The 15,703-nt window shown below is 59.8% G+C and carries 12 protein-coding genes and 1 pseudogene; all 13 read left to right on the top strand.

The features are described 5' to 3' along the window. Positions 1-42 precede the first annotated feature (42 nt). The 13 genes and pseudogenes from ABVN21_RS21780 to ABVN21_RS21720 all read left to right on the top strand — a co-directional run bounded on the left by ABVN21_RS21780 (position 43) and on the right by ABVN21_RS21720 (position 15,648). Positions 43-1,011, top strand: a complete 969-nt coding sequence (locus ABVN21_RS21780; RefSeq protein WP_339553549.1) for an ABC transporter substrate-binding protein — start codon at positions 43-45, stop codon at positions 1,009-1,011. A 191-nt stretch (positions 1,012-1,202) separates the two neighbouring features. After that, positions 1,203-2,054 (top strand): proline/glycine betaine ABC transporter permease, encoded by an 852-nt coding sequence (locus tag ABVN21_RS21775; protein WP_034148578.1) that lies wholly within the window; start codon positions 1,203-1,205, stop codon positions 2,052-2,054. After that, on the top strand, positions 2,051-2,881 hold the full coding sequence (locus tag ABVN21_RS21770) for a glycine betaine/L-proline ABC transporter ATP-binding protein (RefSeq protein ID WP_339553548.1): 831 nt from the start codon (positions 2,051-2,053) through the stop codon (positions 2,879-2,881). The genes ABVN21_RS21775 and ABVN21_RS21770 overlap by 4 nt, the downstream gene beginning before the upstream one ends. A 159-nt stretch (positions 2,882-3,040) precedes the next feature. Beyond that, the gene (gene hutH / locus ABVN21_RS21765) at positions 3,041-4,564 is read left to right on the top strand and encodes a histidine ammonia-lyase (protein ID WP_339553547.1); all 1,524 of its coding nucleotides are present in this window, start codon (positions 3,041-3,043) and stop codon (positions 4,562-4,564) included. 111 nt (positions 4,565-4,675) lie between these two features. Next, complete coding sequence (gene hutH, locus ABVN21_RS21760) at positions 4,676-6,214, top strand: histidine ammonia-lyase (RefSeq protein WP_339553546.1); 1,539 nt, start codon at positions 4,676-4,678, stop codon at positions 6,212-6,214. A gap of 98 nt (positions 6,215-6,312) precedes the next feature. After that, a complete protein-coding gene (gene hutI / locus ABVN21_RS21755; RefSeq protein WP_339553545.1) occupies positions 6,313-7,518 on the top strand; it encodes an imidazolonepropionase in 1,206 nt (401 codons plus the stop codon). Positions 7,519-7,528: 10 nt separating this feature from the next. Next, positions 7,529-8,332 carry an N-formylglutamate deformylase gene (gene hutG / locus ABVN21_RS21750; RefSeq protein WP_339553544.1) on the top strand — a complete coding sequence of 268 codons (804 nt, stop codon included), beginning with the start codon at positions 7,529-7,531 and terminating at the stop codon, positions 8,330-8,332. 39 nt (positions 8,333-8,371) lie between these two features. After that, a pseudogene (locus tag ABVN21_RS21745) lies at positions 8,372-8,449 on the top strand (outer membrane lipoprotein carrier protein LolA); the annotation flags it as partial. 96 nt (positions 8,450-8,545) lie between these two features. Continuing rightward, the gene (pip, locus tag ABVN21_RS21740; RefSeq protein ID WP_339553543.1) at positions 8,546-9,517 is read left to right on the top strand and encodes a prolyl aminopeptidase; all 972 of its coding nucleotides are present in this window, start codon (positions 8,546-8,548) and stop codon (positions 9,515-9,517) included. Beyond that, on the top strand, positions 9,514-9,951 hold the full coding sequence (dtd, locus tag ABVN21_RS21735; protein ID WP_339553542.1) for a D-aminoacyl-tRNA deacylase: 438 nt from the start codon (positions 9,514-9,516) through the stop codon (positions 9,949-9,951). Before pip ends, dtd begins: the two co-directional genes overlap by 4 nt. A 321-nt stretch (positions 9,952-10,272) precedes the next feature. After that, on the top strand, positions 10,273-12,087 hold the full coding sequence (locus tag ABVN21_RS21730; protein WP_339553541.1) for a glucan biosynthesis protein: 1,815 nt from the start codon (positions 10,273-10,275) through the stop codon (positions 12,085-12,087). After that, positions 12,080-14,650, top strand: coding sequence for a glucans biosynthesis glucosyltransferase MdoH (mdoH, locus tag ABVN21_RS21725; RefSeq protein ID WP_339553540.1), 2,571 nt, complete (start codon positions 12,080-12,082; stop codon positions 14,648-14,650). Before ABVN21_RS21730 ends, mdoH begins: the two co-directional genes overlap by 8 nt. A gap of 200 nt (positions 14,651-14,850) precedes the next feature. Further along, positions 14,851-15,648, top strand: coding sequence for a transporter substrate-binding domain-containing protein (locus ABVN21_RS21720; protein WP_339553539.1), 798 nt, complete (start codon positions 14,851-14,853; stop codon positions 15,646-15,648). Positions 15,649-15,703: the final 55 nt, after the last annotated feature.

The following is a 15,703-nucleotide window of genomic DNA, read 5'->3' as shown; positions in this document are numbered from 1 at the left end:
CTTGACTGCCGTAAGCCAATTCATGATTAGGAGCGTCACACAATGAAATCGAACAAGACCCTGCTGACCACTTTGCTTTCCATGGGCCTGCTGGCCAGCGCTGGCGCCACTCAGGCGGCGGGTTGGTGCGAGTCGGGCAAACCGGTGAAGTTCGCCGGCCTGAACTGGGAAAGCGCCATGCTTCTGACCGACGTGATGCAAGTCGTGTTGGAGAAAGGCTACGACTGCAAAACCGACAGCCTGCCGGGCAACTCCATCACCATGGAAAACGCCCTGAGCAGCAACGACATCCAGGTGTTTGCCGAAGAATGGGTCGGCCGCAGTGAAGTCTGGAACAAGGCCGAGAAGGCCGGCAAAGTCGTCGGTGTCGGCGCGCCAGTGGTCGGTGCGGTCGAAGGCTGGTACGTGCCGCGCTACGTGATCGAAGGCGACGCCAAGCGCAAACTGGAAGCCAAGGCGCCGGACCTGAAAAACATCGCCGACCTGGCCAAATACTCTGCCGTGTTCAAGGACGCCGAAGAGCCTTCCAAGGGCCGTTTCTACAACTGCCCGGCCGGCTGGACCTGTGAACTCGACAACAGCGAAATGCTGAAAAGCTACGGCCTCGAAAGCACTTACACCAACTTCCGTCCAGGCACCGGCCCGGCGCTGGATGCCGCGGTGCTGTCGAGCTACAAGCGTGGCGAGCCGATCCTGTTCTACTACTGGTCGCCAACCCCGCTGATGGGCCAGATCGACGTGGTGAAACTCGAAGAGAAACCCGGTGTGAACAAGACCGTGACCATCAAGGTCGGCTTGTCCAAGACGTTCCACGAAGAAGCGCCGGAACTGGTGAGCGTGCTGGAAAAGGTCAACGTTCCAATCGACCTGCTGAACCAGAACCTGGGTCGCATGACCAAAGAGCGCATCGAGTCGCCAAAACTGGCCAAGATCTTCCTGAAGGAACATCCTGAAGTCTGGCACGCATGGGTGAGCGAAGACGCAGCCAAGAAAATCGACGCTTCGCTTTGAAAACTACTGCGCTCGGCAATGCTGCGTTGAAAGCAGACTCGAAATGCTCATTGACTAAAGTCAACTCCGCTTTCTCGCCTGCTTTCACCTTGTCTTGCCTTCGCTCGCTACGTTTTCAAACAGCTTGTCTATAAGGGCAAGCTTTTAAGTACCGCTTGCGGTGCTTGAAAGCCCTTGATTGAGAGTCTCTTATGTTTCCCGAAAGCTTTACCTTTTCCATCGCCGACTGGGTCAACGGTTGGGTCGATTCGCTGGTCACCAACTACGGTGACGTGTTCCGGCACATCTCCGACACCCTGTTGTGGGCCATCGTCAATCTCGAAGGGCTGCTTCGCGCGGCGCCCTGGTGGCTGATGCTGGCCATCGTCGCCGGCGTTGCCTGGCACGCAACCCGTAAGGTCGTGACCACGGCGGTGATCGTCGGATTGCTGTTCCTCGTGGGTGCGGTCGGCCTCTGGGACAAGCTCATGCAAACCCTCGCCCTGATGATGGTGGCGACGATCATTTCGGTGTTGATCGGCATTCCGCTGGGGATTCTCTCGGCACGCAGCAATCGCCTGCGTTCGGTGCTGATGCCGCTGCTGGACATCATGCAGACCATGCCGAGCTTCGTGTACCTGATCCCGGTGCTGATGCTGTTCGGCCTGGGCAAGGTCCCGGCGATTTTCGCCACCGTGATCTATGCCGCACCGCCGCTGATCCGTCTGACCGATCTGGGCATTCGCCAGGTCGACGGCGAAGTGATGGAAGCGATCAACGCCTTCGGCGCCAACCGCTGGCAGCAACTGTTCGGCGTGCAACTGCCACTGGCCCTGCCGAGCATCATGGCCGGGATCAACCAGACCACCATGATGGCCCTGTCGATGGTAGTCATTGCCTCGATGATCGGTGCCCGTGGCCTGGGTGAAGACGTGCTGGTGGGGATTCAGACCCTCAACGTCGGACGTGGCCTCGAAGCCGGTCTGGCGATCGTGATTCTGGCCGTAGTGATCGACCGCATTACACAGGCGTATGGTCGTGCACGGCATGAGGTGAGCAAATGAACAACGCAACCGTGAGCAAAATCGAAGTCAAAAACGTCTTCAAGATTTTCGGTAACCGTTCCAAGGAAGCGCTGGCCATGGTTGGCCAGGGCAAGACCAAGGATCAGGTGCTGGCCGAAACCGGCTGCGTGGTCGGCGTCAACGATTTGTCCCTGAGCATCGGCAGCGGCGAGATCTTCGTGATCATGGGCCTGTCGGGTTCCGGCAAATCCACCCTGGTGCGCCACTTCAATCGCCTGATCGACCCGACCAGCGGCGCGATTCTGGTGGACGGCGTGGACATCCTGCAATACGACATGGAAGCCCTGCGCGAATTTCGTCGGCGCAAGATCAGCATGGTGTTCCAGAGCTTCGGCCTGCTGCCGCACAAGAGCGTGCTGGACAACGTCGCCTACGGCCTGAAAATCCGTGGTGAAAACAAAGCCATGTGTGCCGAGCGTGCGCTGCACTGGATCAACACCGTGGGCCTCAAGGGCTACGAAAACAAATACCCGCACCAGCTCTCCGGCGGCATGCGTCAGCGTGTCGGCCTGGCTCGCGCCCTCGCGGCGGACACCGACATCATCCTGATGGACGAAGCGTTCAGCGCCCTCGATCCGCTGATCCGCGCCGAGATGCAGGACCAGTTGCTGGAACTGCAAAAGACCCTGCACAAGACCATCGTTTTCATCACCCACGACCTCGACGAGGCCGTGCGCATCGGCAACCGCATCGCGATCCTCAAGGATGGCCGCTTGATCCAGGTCGGCACGCCACGGGAGATCCTGCATTCGCCAGCGGATGAGTACGTCGACCGCTTTGTGCAGCGTAGGGCAGCGGTGGTTTAAAGATTTGTGGTGGCTGTGCTGGCCCCATCGCTGGCAAGCCAGCTCCCACAGGAATGGGTTGTGTTGCACAGATTGTGTGCACACCCCGGAACACTGTAGGAGCTGGCTTGCCAGCGATGACGTCGGTGAAGCTGCATCAATATTTGGATGAGGTTAAAGATGTCCCAGGCTGAAAAAATCGTTATCACCCAAGCGCAGGTCACTTGGCAGGACGTGGTCGCCGTTGCTCGTCATGGCGCTCAGCTTGAGCTGTCGGCGCCGATCTGGGCGCGCATTGAAAACGCGCAAGCCATCGTCCAGCGCATCGTCACCAGCGGCGAACGCGCCTACGGCATCAACACCGGCCTGGGTGCGCTGTGCAACGTCTCGCTGCAGGATGAACAACTCAGCCAGTTGTCGCGCAACACCTTGCTCAGCCACGCCTGTGGCGTTGGCGCGCCGCTCAGCAACGAGCAGACCCGCTCGATCATGTGCGCCGCTGTCGTCAACTACAGCCACGGCAAATCCGGCCTGCACCGCCAGGTGGTCGAAGCGCTGCTGGCGTTGCTCAACCGTGGCATCACCCCGCAAGTGCCGTCCCAAGGCTCCGTTGGTTATCTGACTCACATGGCCCATATCGGCATCGCGCTGTTGGGCGTGGGTAATGTCAGCTATCGCGGGCAAATCGTTTCCGCGCAGCAGGCCTTGGCTGAAGAAGGGCTGCAACCGGTCAAACTGGGTGCCAAAGATGGTTTGTGCCTGGTCAACGGCACGCCTTGCATGACGGGCCTGAGCTGCCTGGCCATTGCTGATGCCGCGCATCTGTTGCATTGGGCGGACGTGATTGGCGCCATGAGTTTCGAGGCCCAGCGCGGGCAGATCGACGCCTTCGATGCCGAAATCATCGCCCTCAAGCCGCATCCGGGCATGCAGCAGGTCGGTATCAACCTGCGCGCATTGCTCGATGGCAGTGAAGTGATTGCCCAGAGCAAAGGCATTCGTACCCAGGACGCCCTGAGCATTCGCTCGATCCCGCAGGTACACGGCGCCGCGCGCGATCAACTGGTTCACGCGACCCAACAGATCGAAACCGAACTCAACAGCGCCACCGACAACCCGTTGGTGCTGGGCACGGCGGACAATTACCGCGTGGTTTCCCAGGCCAACCCGCACGGTCAGTCCGTCGCGCTGGCGGCGGATTTGCTGGCGATTGCCATGGCCGAAATCGGTTCCATCGCCGAGCGTCGCCTGGACCGTTTGATCAACCCGCATGTCAGCGGTCTGCCGGCATTTTTGGTCGCCAACCCGGGCGTGAATTCCGGGATGATGATCGTGCAATACGTGGCGGCGTCCCTGTGTGCGGAAAACCGCCAATTGGCACAACCAGCAGTGCTCGACAATTACGTCACCTCGGGCCTGCAGGAAGATCACTTGAGCCTGGGCACCAACGCCGCGCTGAAGCTGCATCGCGCCCTGGAAAACTGCACGCAGATTCTCGCGATCGAGTACTTGCTGGCGGCCCAGGCGTTCGAATTCCTGAAAGAACAACGTTTCGGCGCCGGCACCGATGCCGCGTGGCGACTGCTGCGTGAGCGGGTTCCGGCCTACGATCAGGATCGTTGGCTGGCGCCGGACATTGCCGCCGCTGCCGGGGTGTTGAAAGAAGCGAATGTGCTGCACAAGACTTTGCCGAACGTGAACTGATTTCTACATAAGCCAGCGTGCCAAGGCGCCAGCCCCCCAAAAGGTGGGAAGCGACGGACAACGGACATCTCCGGAGCGTCTGGTTAGTTAATAAAAACTCTCAAAAGGAGAATGAATGTGACTGCGCTTAATTTGATCCCTGGCCAACTGACCCTCGCCCAACTGCGTGACGTGTATCAGCAGCCGGTAAAACTGACCCTCGACAACAGCGCCTCGGCCCAGATCGAGGCCAGTGTCGCCTGCGTGGAACAGATCCTCGCCGAGAACCGCACCGCCTACGGTATCAATACCGGTTTCGGCCTGCTGGCCTCGACCCGCATCGCCAGCGAAGACCTGGAAAACCTGCAACGCTCGCTGGTGCTGTCCCACGCTGCCGGCGTCGGCCAACCGATCAGCGATGATCTGGTTAGGCTGATCATGGTGCTCAAGGTCAACAGCCTGAGCCGTGGTTTCTCCGGCATTCGCCGCGTAGTGATCGACGCGCTGATCGCCCTGATCAACGCCGAGGTTTACCCGCACATTCCACTGAAAGGTTCGGTTGGTGCTTCCGGTGACTTGGCCCCACTGGCGCACATGTCGCTGGTGCTGTTGGGCGAAGGCAAGGCGCGCTACAAAGGCGAGTGGATGGAAGCCACCGAAGCGCTGAAAGTCGCCGGCCTCACTCCTCTGACCCTGGCCGCGAAAGAAGGCCTGGCGCTGCTCAACGGCACTCAAGTGTCGACGGCATTTGCCCTGCGTGGCCTGTTCGAAGGCGAAGACCTGTTCGCCGGTGCCCTGGCACTCGGTGGCCTGACCGTTGAAGCAGTACTTGGCTCGCGTTCGCCGTTCGACGCCCGCATCCACGCGGCTCGTGGCCAGAAAGGCCAGATCGACGCCGCTGCCGCTTATCGCGATCTGCTGGGTGAGCGCAGCGAAGTGTCCGACTCCCATGAAAACTGCGAGAAGGTTCAGGACCCGTACTCCCTGCGCTGCCAGCCACAAGTCATGGGCGCCTGCCTGACCCAGTTCCGTCAGGCCGCTGAAGTGCTGGCCGTCGAAGCCAACGCCGTTTCCGACAACCCGCTGGTGTTCGCCGCTGAAGGCGACGTCATTTCCGGTGGCAACTTCCACGCCGAGCCGGTGGCCATGGCCGCTGACAACATGGCGTTGGCCATTGCTGAAATCGGTTCGCTGAGCGAGCGCCGCATCTCGCTGATGATGGACAAGCACATGTCGCAACTGCCGCCGTTCCTGGTGGCCAATGGCGGCGTGAACTCCGGCTTCATGATTGCTCAAGTGACCGCAGCGGCCCTGGCCAGCGAGAACAAGGCGCTGTCCCATCCGCATTCGGTGGACAGCTTGCCGACTTCCGCCAACCAGGAAGACCACGTGTCCATGGCTCCGGCTGCGGGCAAGCGTCTGTGGGAAATGGCAGAGAACACACGCGGGATTCTGGCGGTGGAGTGGCTGGCGGCGGTTCAGGGTCTGGACTTGCGCAACGGTCTGAAGACCTCGCCGAAACTGGAAAAGGTGCGGGCGATTCTGCGCAACGAAGTGCCGTTCTATGAGAAGGACCGTTTCTTTGCGCCGGACATCAATGCGGCGACTGAGTTGTTGGCTTCGCGTTGCTTGAACGAGCTGGTGTCGACGAAGTTGCTGCCTAGTCTGTAAGGGCGCCATCGCCGGCAAGCCGGCTCCTACTGGGTATACGCGATCTGTAGGAGCGGGCTTGCCAGCGATTCGATTTTGAATTTTGTGGAGACTAAGGGATGAAAACCCTCTGGCAACACTGCCACGTCGCAACCATGGCGCAAGGCGCTTACTCGATCATCGAGGATGCGGCCATCGTGACGTCTGGTGCGCACATTGAGTGGGTTGGCCCGCGCGCTGAATTGCCGGCGGGCGAATATCCGGCAGTCAACGATTTGAATGGGGCCTGGGTCACGCCAGGCCTGATCGACTGCCACACCCACACGGTGTTCGGCGGAAACCGCAGCGGTGAATTCGAGCAGCGCCTGCAAGGCGTCAGCTACGCGGAAATCGCAGCGGCCGGTGGTGGTATCGCCAGCACCGTGCGTGCCACACGCGCCGCCAGCGAAGACAAATTGTTCGCCAGCGCCGCCAAGCGTCTGAAAAGCCTGATGCGCGATGGCGTTACCAGCATCGAAATCAAATCCGGATACGGCCTCGACCTGGCCAACGAACGCAAGATGCTGCGAGTGGCCCGTCGTCTCGGCGCAGAGCTACCGGTCAGCGTGCGCGCCACTTGCCTGGCTGCTCACGCCTTGCCGCCGGAATACAAGGATCGCGCTGACGATTACATCGATCACATCTGCACCGAAATGCTTCCGGCGCTCGCCGCCGAAGGGCTGGTGGATGCGGTGGATGCGTTCTGCGAATACCTGGCGTTTTCACCGGCGCAGGTTGAGCGTGTATTCATCACTGCTCAGAACCTGGGCCTGCCGGTGAAACTGCATGCCGAGCAGTTGTCGTCCCTGCACGGTTCGAGCCTGGCGGCGCGATACCACGCACTGTCCGCCGATCATCTGGAATTTATGACCGAAGACGACGCCATCGCCATGGCCAGGTCCGGCACCGTCGCGGTGTTGTTGCCCGGCGCGTTCTACTTCCTGCGTGAAACCCAATTGCCGCCGATGGAAGCCCTGCGCAAGCACGGCGTGAAAATCGCCATCGCCAGCGACCTCAACCCGGGCACATCGCCGGGACTGTCGCTGCGCCTGATGCTGAACATGGCCTGCACCTGTTTCCGCATGACCCCGGAAGAGGCTCTGGCCGGCGCCACCATTCATGCCGCCATCGCCTTGGGCATGGCCGACACCCACGGTTCGATTGAGGCCGGCAAGGTCGCGGATTTCGTTGCCTGGCAAATCGATCGTCCGGCCGACCTGTCGTACTGGCTGGGCGGTGACCTGGAAAAGCGCGTCGTGCGCCACGGCGTCGAAACGAATCTGTAGGAGAACAGTTGTGGATAAGGTTCTGAACTTCAAACAAGGCCGCGTACCGCTGCTGATCAGCATGCCCCACGCCGGTGTGCGCCTGACGCCTGCGGTCGAGGCCGGGCTGATCCCCGACGCGAAAAGCCTGCCGGACACCGACTGGCATATCCCGCAGCTCTACGATTTCGCCGCTGAACTGGGCGCCAGTATCCTGGCTGCCGAGTACTCGCGGTTCGTTATCGACCTCAACCGTCCGTCCGACGACAAGCCTTTGTATGTCGGCGCCACCACAGGTCTGTATCCGGCGACCCTGTTCGACGGCATTCCGTTGTTCCGTGAGGGAAGCGAGCCTTCGAAAGAAGAGCGCTCGACTTATCTTGAGCAAATCTGGACGCCGTACCACAGCACCTTGCAGAACGAGCTGGCGCGACTGAAAGCCGAGTTTGGCTACGCGTTGCTGTTCGATGCGCACTCGATCCGCTCGATCATCCCGCACCTGTTCGACGGCAAGTTGCCGGATTTCAACCTCGGCACCTTCAACGGCGCCAGTTGCGATCCACAGCTGGCGACTCAGCTGGAAGCGATCTGTGCCGGGCACCCGGACTACAGCCACGTGCTGAACGGCCGCTTCAAGGGCGGCCACATCACCCGGCATTACGGTAACCCGACAGAAAACATCCATGCGGTGCAGCTGGAGCTGGGGCAGTGCACCTATATGGAAGAGTTTGAGCCGTTCCGTTATCGGCCGGATCTGGCAGAGCCAACGCGGGTGGTGCTCAAGGAATTGCTGCAGGGATTGTTGGCGTGGGGGCTGGAGCGCTACAAGCGCTAAAACCTGCGCATAGCCTGTGTAGGAGCAAGCTTGCTCGCGATGGACGTTAACGATGATGAGGGCGACCTGGATGAATGCGGGTCTCTGACGTTCTTCGCTAACAAGCTCGCTCCTACAAGGCATGCTCATTGGCGTAATTCGGGTTTATGATGCCCAACGGCAGAATAATTGAAGTCCCCCCAGGGATGACCTCGACCCCTTACGGAGCGCGCAATGCAGACTTTGTACCCGCAGATCAAACCCCACGCCCGGCACGATCTGGCCGTCGACGAAACCCACACCCTGTATGTCGACGAAAGCGGTTCGCCGGAAGGTTTGCCGGTGGTGTTCATCCACGGTGGTCCCGGCGCGGGATGTGACGCACAGAGTCGGTGCTACTTCGATCCTAATCTGTATCGCATTGTCACCTTCGACCAGCGCGGTTGCGGTCGCTCCACCCCCCATGCCAGCCTGGAAAACAACACCACCTGGGATTTGGTCGCTGACCTTGAGCGCATCCGCAAACACCTGGGTATCGAAAAGTGGGTACTGTTCGGTGGCTCCTGGGGTTCGACCCTGGCGCTGGCCTACGCGCAAACCCATCCGGAGCGTGTGCACGGTCTGATTCTGCGTGGGATTTTTCTCTGCCGTCCGCAGGAAATCGAGTGGTTCTATCAGGCCGGCGCCAGCCGTCTGTTCCCCGATTACTGGCAGGACTACATCGCGCCGATCCCGCTGGACGAGCGCGGCGATTTGCTCACGGCTTTCCACAAACGCCTGACCGGTAACGATCAGATCGCTCAGATGCATGCGGCCAAGGCCTGGTCCACCTGGGAAGGCCGGACCGCGACCCTGCGCCCGAATCCGCTGGTGGTCGATCGTTTCTCCGAGCCGCAGCGCGCGTTGTCCATCGCCCGCATCGAATGCCATTACTTCACCAACGATGCATTCCTTGAGCCGAACCAGTTGATCCGCGACATGGGCAAGATCGCCCATTTGCCTGGCGTGATCATCCATGGTCGCTACGACGTCATTTGTCCGCTGGATAACGCCTGGGAATTGCATCAAGCCTGGCCGAACAGCGAGCTGCAAATCATCCGTGACGCCGGCCATGCTGCCGCCGAGCCGGGGATTACCGATGCCTTGGTGCGCGCTGCCGACCGGATGGCGCGACGCCTGCTCGATCTGGCCCCTGAAGAAGCATGAAAGGCCTGCTGCAACGGGTGCGTGGCGCGCGAGTCGAGGTAGCGGGCGAGGTGGTCGGCGCAATCGACCAGGGTTTGTTGGTGCTGGTGGCCGTCGAGCCCGAGGACACTCGGGTCAGCGCCGACAAACTTCTCAATAAGCTGCTTAACTATCGAGTGTTCAGCGACGCCGAAGGCAAGATGAATCTGTCCCTGGCGGATGTGGGCGGCGGGTTGCTGCTGGTTTCGCAATTCACCCTGGCCGCCGACACCAAGAGCGGGTTGCGCCCCAGTTTCTCTACCGCGGCGCCTCCGGCCCTGGGCGAAGAGCTTTTCGACTATCTATTAGGCAAAGCGAAACAGGTGCATGGCACTGTGGCATCAGGTAGATTCGGCGCGGATATGCAGGTGCATCTGGTCAATGATGGCCCGGTCACCTTCCTGTTACAGACCTGAAAGCGCTTGAAACATCTTTTTAAACGCTTTTCGACTGAAAACAGGCGTTTTTACCGATAAATACTTTGTTACCCCTGATGCGTTGTAACGCGGCCTACTAGATAATCGCGCGCTACGGGGATCAGCGTTCGTTGGTCCATTTTGACTTAGGTAGAGACTTGTCCGGATCCGATTGGGGAATCATTTTGCCCCAGCGGAGTCGGAACAATGCTCGCCAACTTGGCAAGAGTGGTCTGCAAGGCCGGTTTTTTTATACCGGATACCCTGCAGATCCTTTAACTGGCCGTTGGTTTTTTGATCTGTTTTCGGCGAGGGTTGCTCGTGATTGTTAGTCCCTGTAACGCACCAAAATTGTCTGCCAAACGGTTACGTAGTGCTCTGGTAGCGGGTTCGGCACTGCTCTGCCTGCTCAGCGCCGGCCAGATTTGGGCATTCAATCTGGATGATGTCTCGGTCAAAGCGAAAGAGCTGGCCGGACAAAAGTACGAAGCGCCGCGCAGTAACCTGCCGACAGAGTTCCGCGAAATGAAGTTCGCGGACTATCAGAAAATCCGTTTCCTGACGGAAAAAGCCGAATGGGCCGACCAGAAAACCCCGTTCAAGCTGTCGTTTTATCACCAGGGCATGCACTTCGATACGCCGGTGAAAATCAACGAAATCACGGCTAACACCGTCGAAGAGATCAAATACGATCCAAGTCGTTTCGATTTCGGCGACGTGAAATTCGATCCAAAAGCCACCGAACAACTGGGCTACGCCGGTTTCCGTGTGCTGTATCCGATCAACAAGGCCGACAAACAAGACGAAATCATGACCATGCTCGGCGCGAGTTACTTCCGCGTTGTCGGCAAGGGGCACGTCTACGGTTTGTCCGCTCGCGGCATGGCGATCGATACCGCATTGCCGTCCGGCGAAGAATTCCCGCGTTTCCGCGAGTTCTGGGTTCAACAACCGAAACCGGGTGACAAGCACCTGGTGATCTTCGCGTTGCTGGATTCGCCACGGGCGACCGGTGCCTATCGCCTGACCCTGCGTCCGGGCAGCGATACCATTGTCGACGTCAAGGCACAGATGTTCCTGCGTGACAAAGTCACCAAGCTAGGCGTTGCGCCGCTGACCAGCATGTACTTGTTCGGCGCGAACCAGCCTTCGAAAGTACTGAACTATCGTCGCGAACTGCACGACTCCAGCGGTCTGTCGATCCATGCCGGCAACGGCGAGTGGATCTGGCGTCCGTTGAACAACCCGAAACACCTGGCCGTGAGCAACTTCTCGGTCGAGAACCCGCGCGGTTTCGGCTTGCTGCAACGTGGCCGTGACTTCAGCCACTACGAAGACCTCGACGACCGTTACGACAAGCGCCCAAGCGCCTGGATCGAACCGAAGGGCGACTGGGGCAAAGGCTCCGTCGATCTGGTAGAGATTCCGACCGCGGACGAGACCAACGACAATATCGTGGCTTTCTGGAGCCCGGAAAAGTTGCCTGAACCTGGCCAGCCGCTCGATGTCGCATATCGTATGCACTGGACCATGGATGAAGCGTCGATTCACGCCCCGGACAGCGCCTGGGTCAAGCAGACCCTGCGTTCCACTGGCGACGTTAAACAGTCCAACCTGATTCGTCAGCCGGACGGTAGCGTTGCGTACCTGGTGGACTTCGAAGGTCCTTCCCTGGCGGCATTGCCTCCGGAAACGGACGTACGCAGCCAGGTCAGCGTCGGTGACAACTCCGAGCTGGTGGAAAACAGCGTGCGTTACAACCCTGAAACCAAGGGCTGGCGCCTGACCCTGCGCATGAAGATCAAGGACCCGAGCAAAGCCACCGAGATGCGTGCTGCGTTGGTCCAGAACATCGTGCCTGCCGACCTGGCGAAGTCGTCGGTTCCAGCGTCCACTTCGTCCGTTGCCAAGGCTGACAAGGTCGCCGCCAAGCAGGCGGAGAAAATCGACAAGGACGCGAAGGCTGCCGAGGCCAAGCAGGCCGACGCCAAGCCAGTTGCAGATGCCAAGGACCAGGCCAACACCGACGCCAAGCAGCCTGCTGCTGCCGACGCGGCCCCAGCCACACCGGAATCGGCACCGACTGAAGAAGTCCTGACCGAGACCTGGAGCTATCAGTTGCCTGCCGATGAGTAATTCCCAAGTACAGCCAGAGTCGCTTTCCGAGTACCTGGCTCACCTGCCGATGACCGACCAGCAGCGCGCGGAACTCGCGGGCTGCCAGTCCTTCAGCGAATTGCACGAACGTCTGTCGTCTTCGACATTCGATGCTCCAGCCGATGCCGCCCAGGCATCGGTTGGCACACGCTTGACCCTGAGCACCGCCGAAGAATTGCAGGACGCCGAAATGCTGGCGCTTGATGCCAGCGGTCGGGTCTGCCTCAAGGCAACCCCGCCGATTCGTCGGACCAAAGTCGTACCGGAACCGTGGCGCACCAACATTCTGGTACGCGGCTGGCGCCGTATGACTGGTCGCACCAACCCACCAAAGCCACCGAAAGACGAGCGTGTGTTGCCGGCTGCCCGTTGGCGCACCGTGGGTTCGATCCGTCGCTACATTCTGTTGGTGTTGATGCTCGGCCAGACCATCGTCGCCGGCTGGTACATGAAAGGCATCATGCCGTATCAGGGCTGGTCGTTCGTCGACCTCGAAGAAGTCTTGCACCAACCGCTGCTGCAAACGGCCACGCAAGTGCTGCCGTATGCCCTGCAGACCAGCATCCTGATCCTGTTCGGGATTTTGTTCTGCTGGGTGTCGGCGGGTTTCTGGACCGCCCTGATGGGCTTTCTAGAGTTGCTCACTGGTCACGATAAATACCGTATCTCCGGTAAAAGTGCCGGCAATGAGCCGATTCCAAAGGACGCTCGCACCGCACTTGTGATGCCGATCTGCAACGAAGACGTGCCACGGGTGTTTGCCGGACTGCGCGCGACGTTCGAGTCGGTGGCGGCCACGGGTGACCTGGACCGTTTTGACTTCTTCGTGCTCAGCGACAGTAACGAAGCTGACATTTGCGTCGCCGAGCAGCAAGCCTGGCTGGACGTCTGCCGTGAGGCGGGTGGCTTCGGCAAGATCTTCTATCGCCGCCGTCGCCGTCGCGTAAAACGTAAAAGCGGCAACCTCGACGACTTCTGCCGTCGCTGGGGCGGTGACTATAAATACATGGTCGTTCTCGACGCCGACTCGGTAATGAGCGGCGAGTGCCTGACCAGTCTGGTGCGCTTGATGGAAGCCACGCCGGACGCCGGGATCATCCAGACCGCGCCGCGTGCGTCGGGCATGGATACCCTTTATGCGCGCATGCAGCAATTTGCAACCCGCGTGTACGGTCCGCTGTTCACCGCCGGTCTGCACTTCTGGCAGTTGGGCGAATCGCACTACTGGGGCCACAACGCGATCATCCGCATGAAGCCGTTCATCGAGCACTGCGCCCTGGCGCCGTTGCCCGGTAAGGGCGCGTTCGCCGGTGCAATCCTGTCCCACGACTTCGTTGAAGCTGCGTTGATGCGTCGTGCCGGTTGGGGCGTGTGGATTGCCTACGACTTGCCGGGCAGCTACGAAGAACTGCCGCCGAACCTGTTGGATGAACTCAAGCGTGACCGTCGCTGGTGCCACGGCAACCTGATGAACTTCCGCCTGTTCCTGGTGAAAGGCATGCACCCGGTGCACCGTGCGGTGTTCCTCACTGGCGTGATGTCTTACCTGTCGGCGCCGCTTTGGTTCTTCTTCCTGGTGTTGTCGACGGCGCTGCTGGCGGTCAACACGCTGATGGAACCGCAGTACTTCCTTGAACCACGCCAGCTCTATCCGCTGTGGCCACAATGGCACCCGGACAAGGCGATTGCGTTGTTCTCGACCACCATCGTGCTGTTGTTCCTGCCGAAGCTGTTGAGCATCATCCTGATCTGGGCCAAGGGCGCGAAAGAGTTCGGTGGCAAGTTTAAGGTGACGCTGTCGATGCTGCTGGAGATGCTGTTCTCCATGCTGCTGGCGCCGGTACGGATGATTTTCCACACCCGTTTCGTTCTCGCTGCGTTCCTCGGCTGGGCCGCGACCTGGAACTCTCCGCAACGTGACGACGACTCCACGCCGTGGAGTGAAGCGGTAAAACGCCACGGTCCACAAACTTTGCTGGGTTTCTTCTGGGCCTTGCTGGTGATCTGGCTGAACCCGAGCTTCCTCTGGTGGCTGGTGCCGATCGTCGGTTCGTTGATGCTGTCGATCCCTGTTTCCGTGATCTCCAGTCGTGTTGGCTTGGGCCTCAAGTCCCGTGACGAGAGCCTGTTCCTGATCCCTGAGGAATACAATCCGCCACAGGCATTGCTGGCCACCGACCAGTACACCCACGAAAACCGCTGGCATGCATTGAATGACGGTTTCGTCCGTTCAGTAGTAGACCCACAGCAGAACGCTTTGGCGTGCTCGCTGGCGACCTCCCGTCACGGCCAGGCCGAGCCAATCGAGTGGCTGCGGATCGAGCGGGTTCGCCACGCGATGAAGGTTGGGCCTGAAGGCCTGACCAACAACGAGAAAGTGCAACTGCTGAGCGACCCGGTAGCCTTGGCTCGCCTGCATGAGCAGGTGTGGAACGAAGGTCACCCCGAGTGGCTGGGCGCATGGCGCAAGTCGCTCAAGGCCGATCCCCATGCACCGTTGCTGCCACTCAAACCCCTGAGCGTTCAACCTCAGTTAGCATGATGAAAAGCCCCGCGAAAGCGGGGTTTTTTTGCGTGGCGTCAGGCAACAATTCCTGCCTAAACCCTTGTGCAATCGAGCGAGTGCGTTAGCATCCGTCCCCGACTTGGTGCGCCCGGACCGTTTTGTGTCCGTATCTGTCTGTTTTCCTTGGAAAACTGTCGATTTCGCACCGTAAACGCTATGGTTTTGGGGACTTGAAGATGAAGAAGTATCTGTCGATGCTGCTGGTCGGCGTCACGGCACTGGTTGCAGTCAGCGCGGCGCAGGCCGGGGCGATTGATGACGCGGTCAAGCGCGGCACATTGAAAGTCGGCATGGACCCGACCTACATGCCGTTTGAAATGACCAACAAGCGCGGCGAGATCATCGGTTTTGAAGTCGACATCCTCAAAGCCATGTCCAAGGCCATGGGCGTCAAACTGGAGCTGGTTTCGACCGGCTATGACGGCATCATCCCGGCCTTGCTCACCGACAAGTTCGACATGATCGGCAGCGGCATGACCCTGACCCAGGAACGCAACCTGCGCCTGAACTTCAGCGAACCGTTCATCGTGGTCGGCCAGACCCTGCTGATCCGCAAGGAGCTGGAAGGCACCATCAAGTCCTATAAAGACCTGAATACCGCCGACTACCGCATCACCTCCAAGCTCGGCACCACCGGCGAAATGGTCGCCAGGAAGCTGATCTCCAAAGCCAAGTACCATGGCTACGACAACGAGCAGGAAGCCGTGCTCGACGTGGTCAACGGCAAGGCCGATGCCTTCATCTACGACGCGCCTTACAACGTCGTCGCGGTGAACAAGGTCGGCAACGGCAAACTGGTGTTCCTCGATAAGCCGTTCACCTACGAGCCGCTGGCCTTCGGTCTGAAGAAGGGCGACTACGACAGCATCAACTTCATCAACAACTTCCTGCACCAGATCCACGAAGACGGCACTTACGATCGCATCCATGACAAGTGGTTCAAGAGCACCGAGTGGCTCAAGGACATGGAATAAGGCTTCAGACCGAGTCGCGGCAATCGCCAGCAAGCCGGCTCCTACAGGATGATTG

The sequence above is a fragment of the Pseudomonas sp. MYb327 genome (assembly GCF_040438925.1).
Classification (GTDB): Bacteria; Pseudomonadota; Gammaproteobacteria; order Pseudomonadales; family Pseudomonadaceae; genus Aquipseudomonas.
The sequence above is the reverse complement of the archived record's forward strand: the minus strand, read 5'-3'. Positions and strand labels throughout refer to the sequence as shown.

Coding starts and splice junctions, on each gene's coding strand:
- pip (WP_339553543.1), top strand. CDS start 8,546: ATGCAGACTTTGTACCCGCAGATCAAACCCCACGCCCGGCACGATCTG.
- hutH (WP_339553547.1), top strand. CDS start 3,041: ATGTCCCAGGCTGAAAAAATCGTTATCACCCAAGCGCAGGTCACTTGG.
- ABVN21_RS21720 (WP_339553539.1), top strand. CDS start 14,851: ATGAAGAAGTATCTGTCGATGCTGCTGGTCGGCGTCACGGCACTGGTT.
- ABVN21_RS21775 (WP_034148578.1), top strand. CDS start 1,203: ATGTTTCCCGAAAGCTTTACCTTTTCCATCGCCGACTGGGTCAACGGT.
- ABVN21_RS21770 (WP_339553548.1), top strand. CDS start 2,051: ATGAACAACGCAACCGTGAGCAAAATCGAAGTCAAAAACGTCTTCAAG.
- hutI (WP_339553545.1), top strand. CDS start 6,313: ATGAAAACCCTCTGGCAACACTGCCACGTCGCAACCATGGCGCAAGGC.
- mdoH (WP_339553540.1), top strand. CDS start 12,080: ATGAGTAATTCCCAAGTACAGCCAGAGTCGCTTTCCGAGTACCTGGCT.
- dtd (WP_339553542.1), top strand. CDS start 9,514: ATGAAAGGCCTGCTGCAACGGGTGCGTGGCGCGCGAGTCGAGGTAGCG.
- hutH (WP_339553546.1), top strand. CDS start 4,676: ATGAATGTGACTGCGCTTAATTTGATCCCTGGCCAACTGACCCTCGCC.
- ABVN21_RS21780 (WP_339553549.1), top strand. CDS start 43: ATGAAATCGAACAAGACCCTGCTGACCACTTTGCTTTCCATGGGCCTG.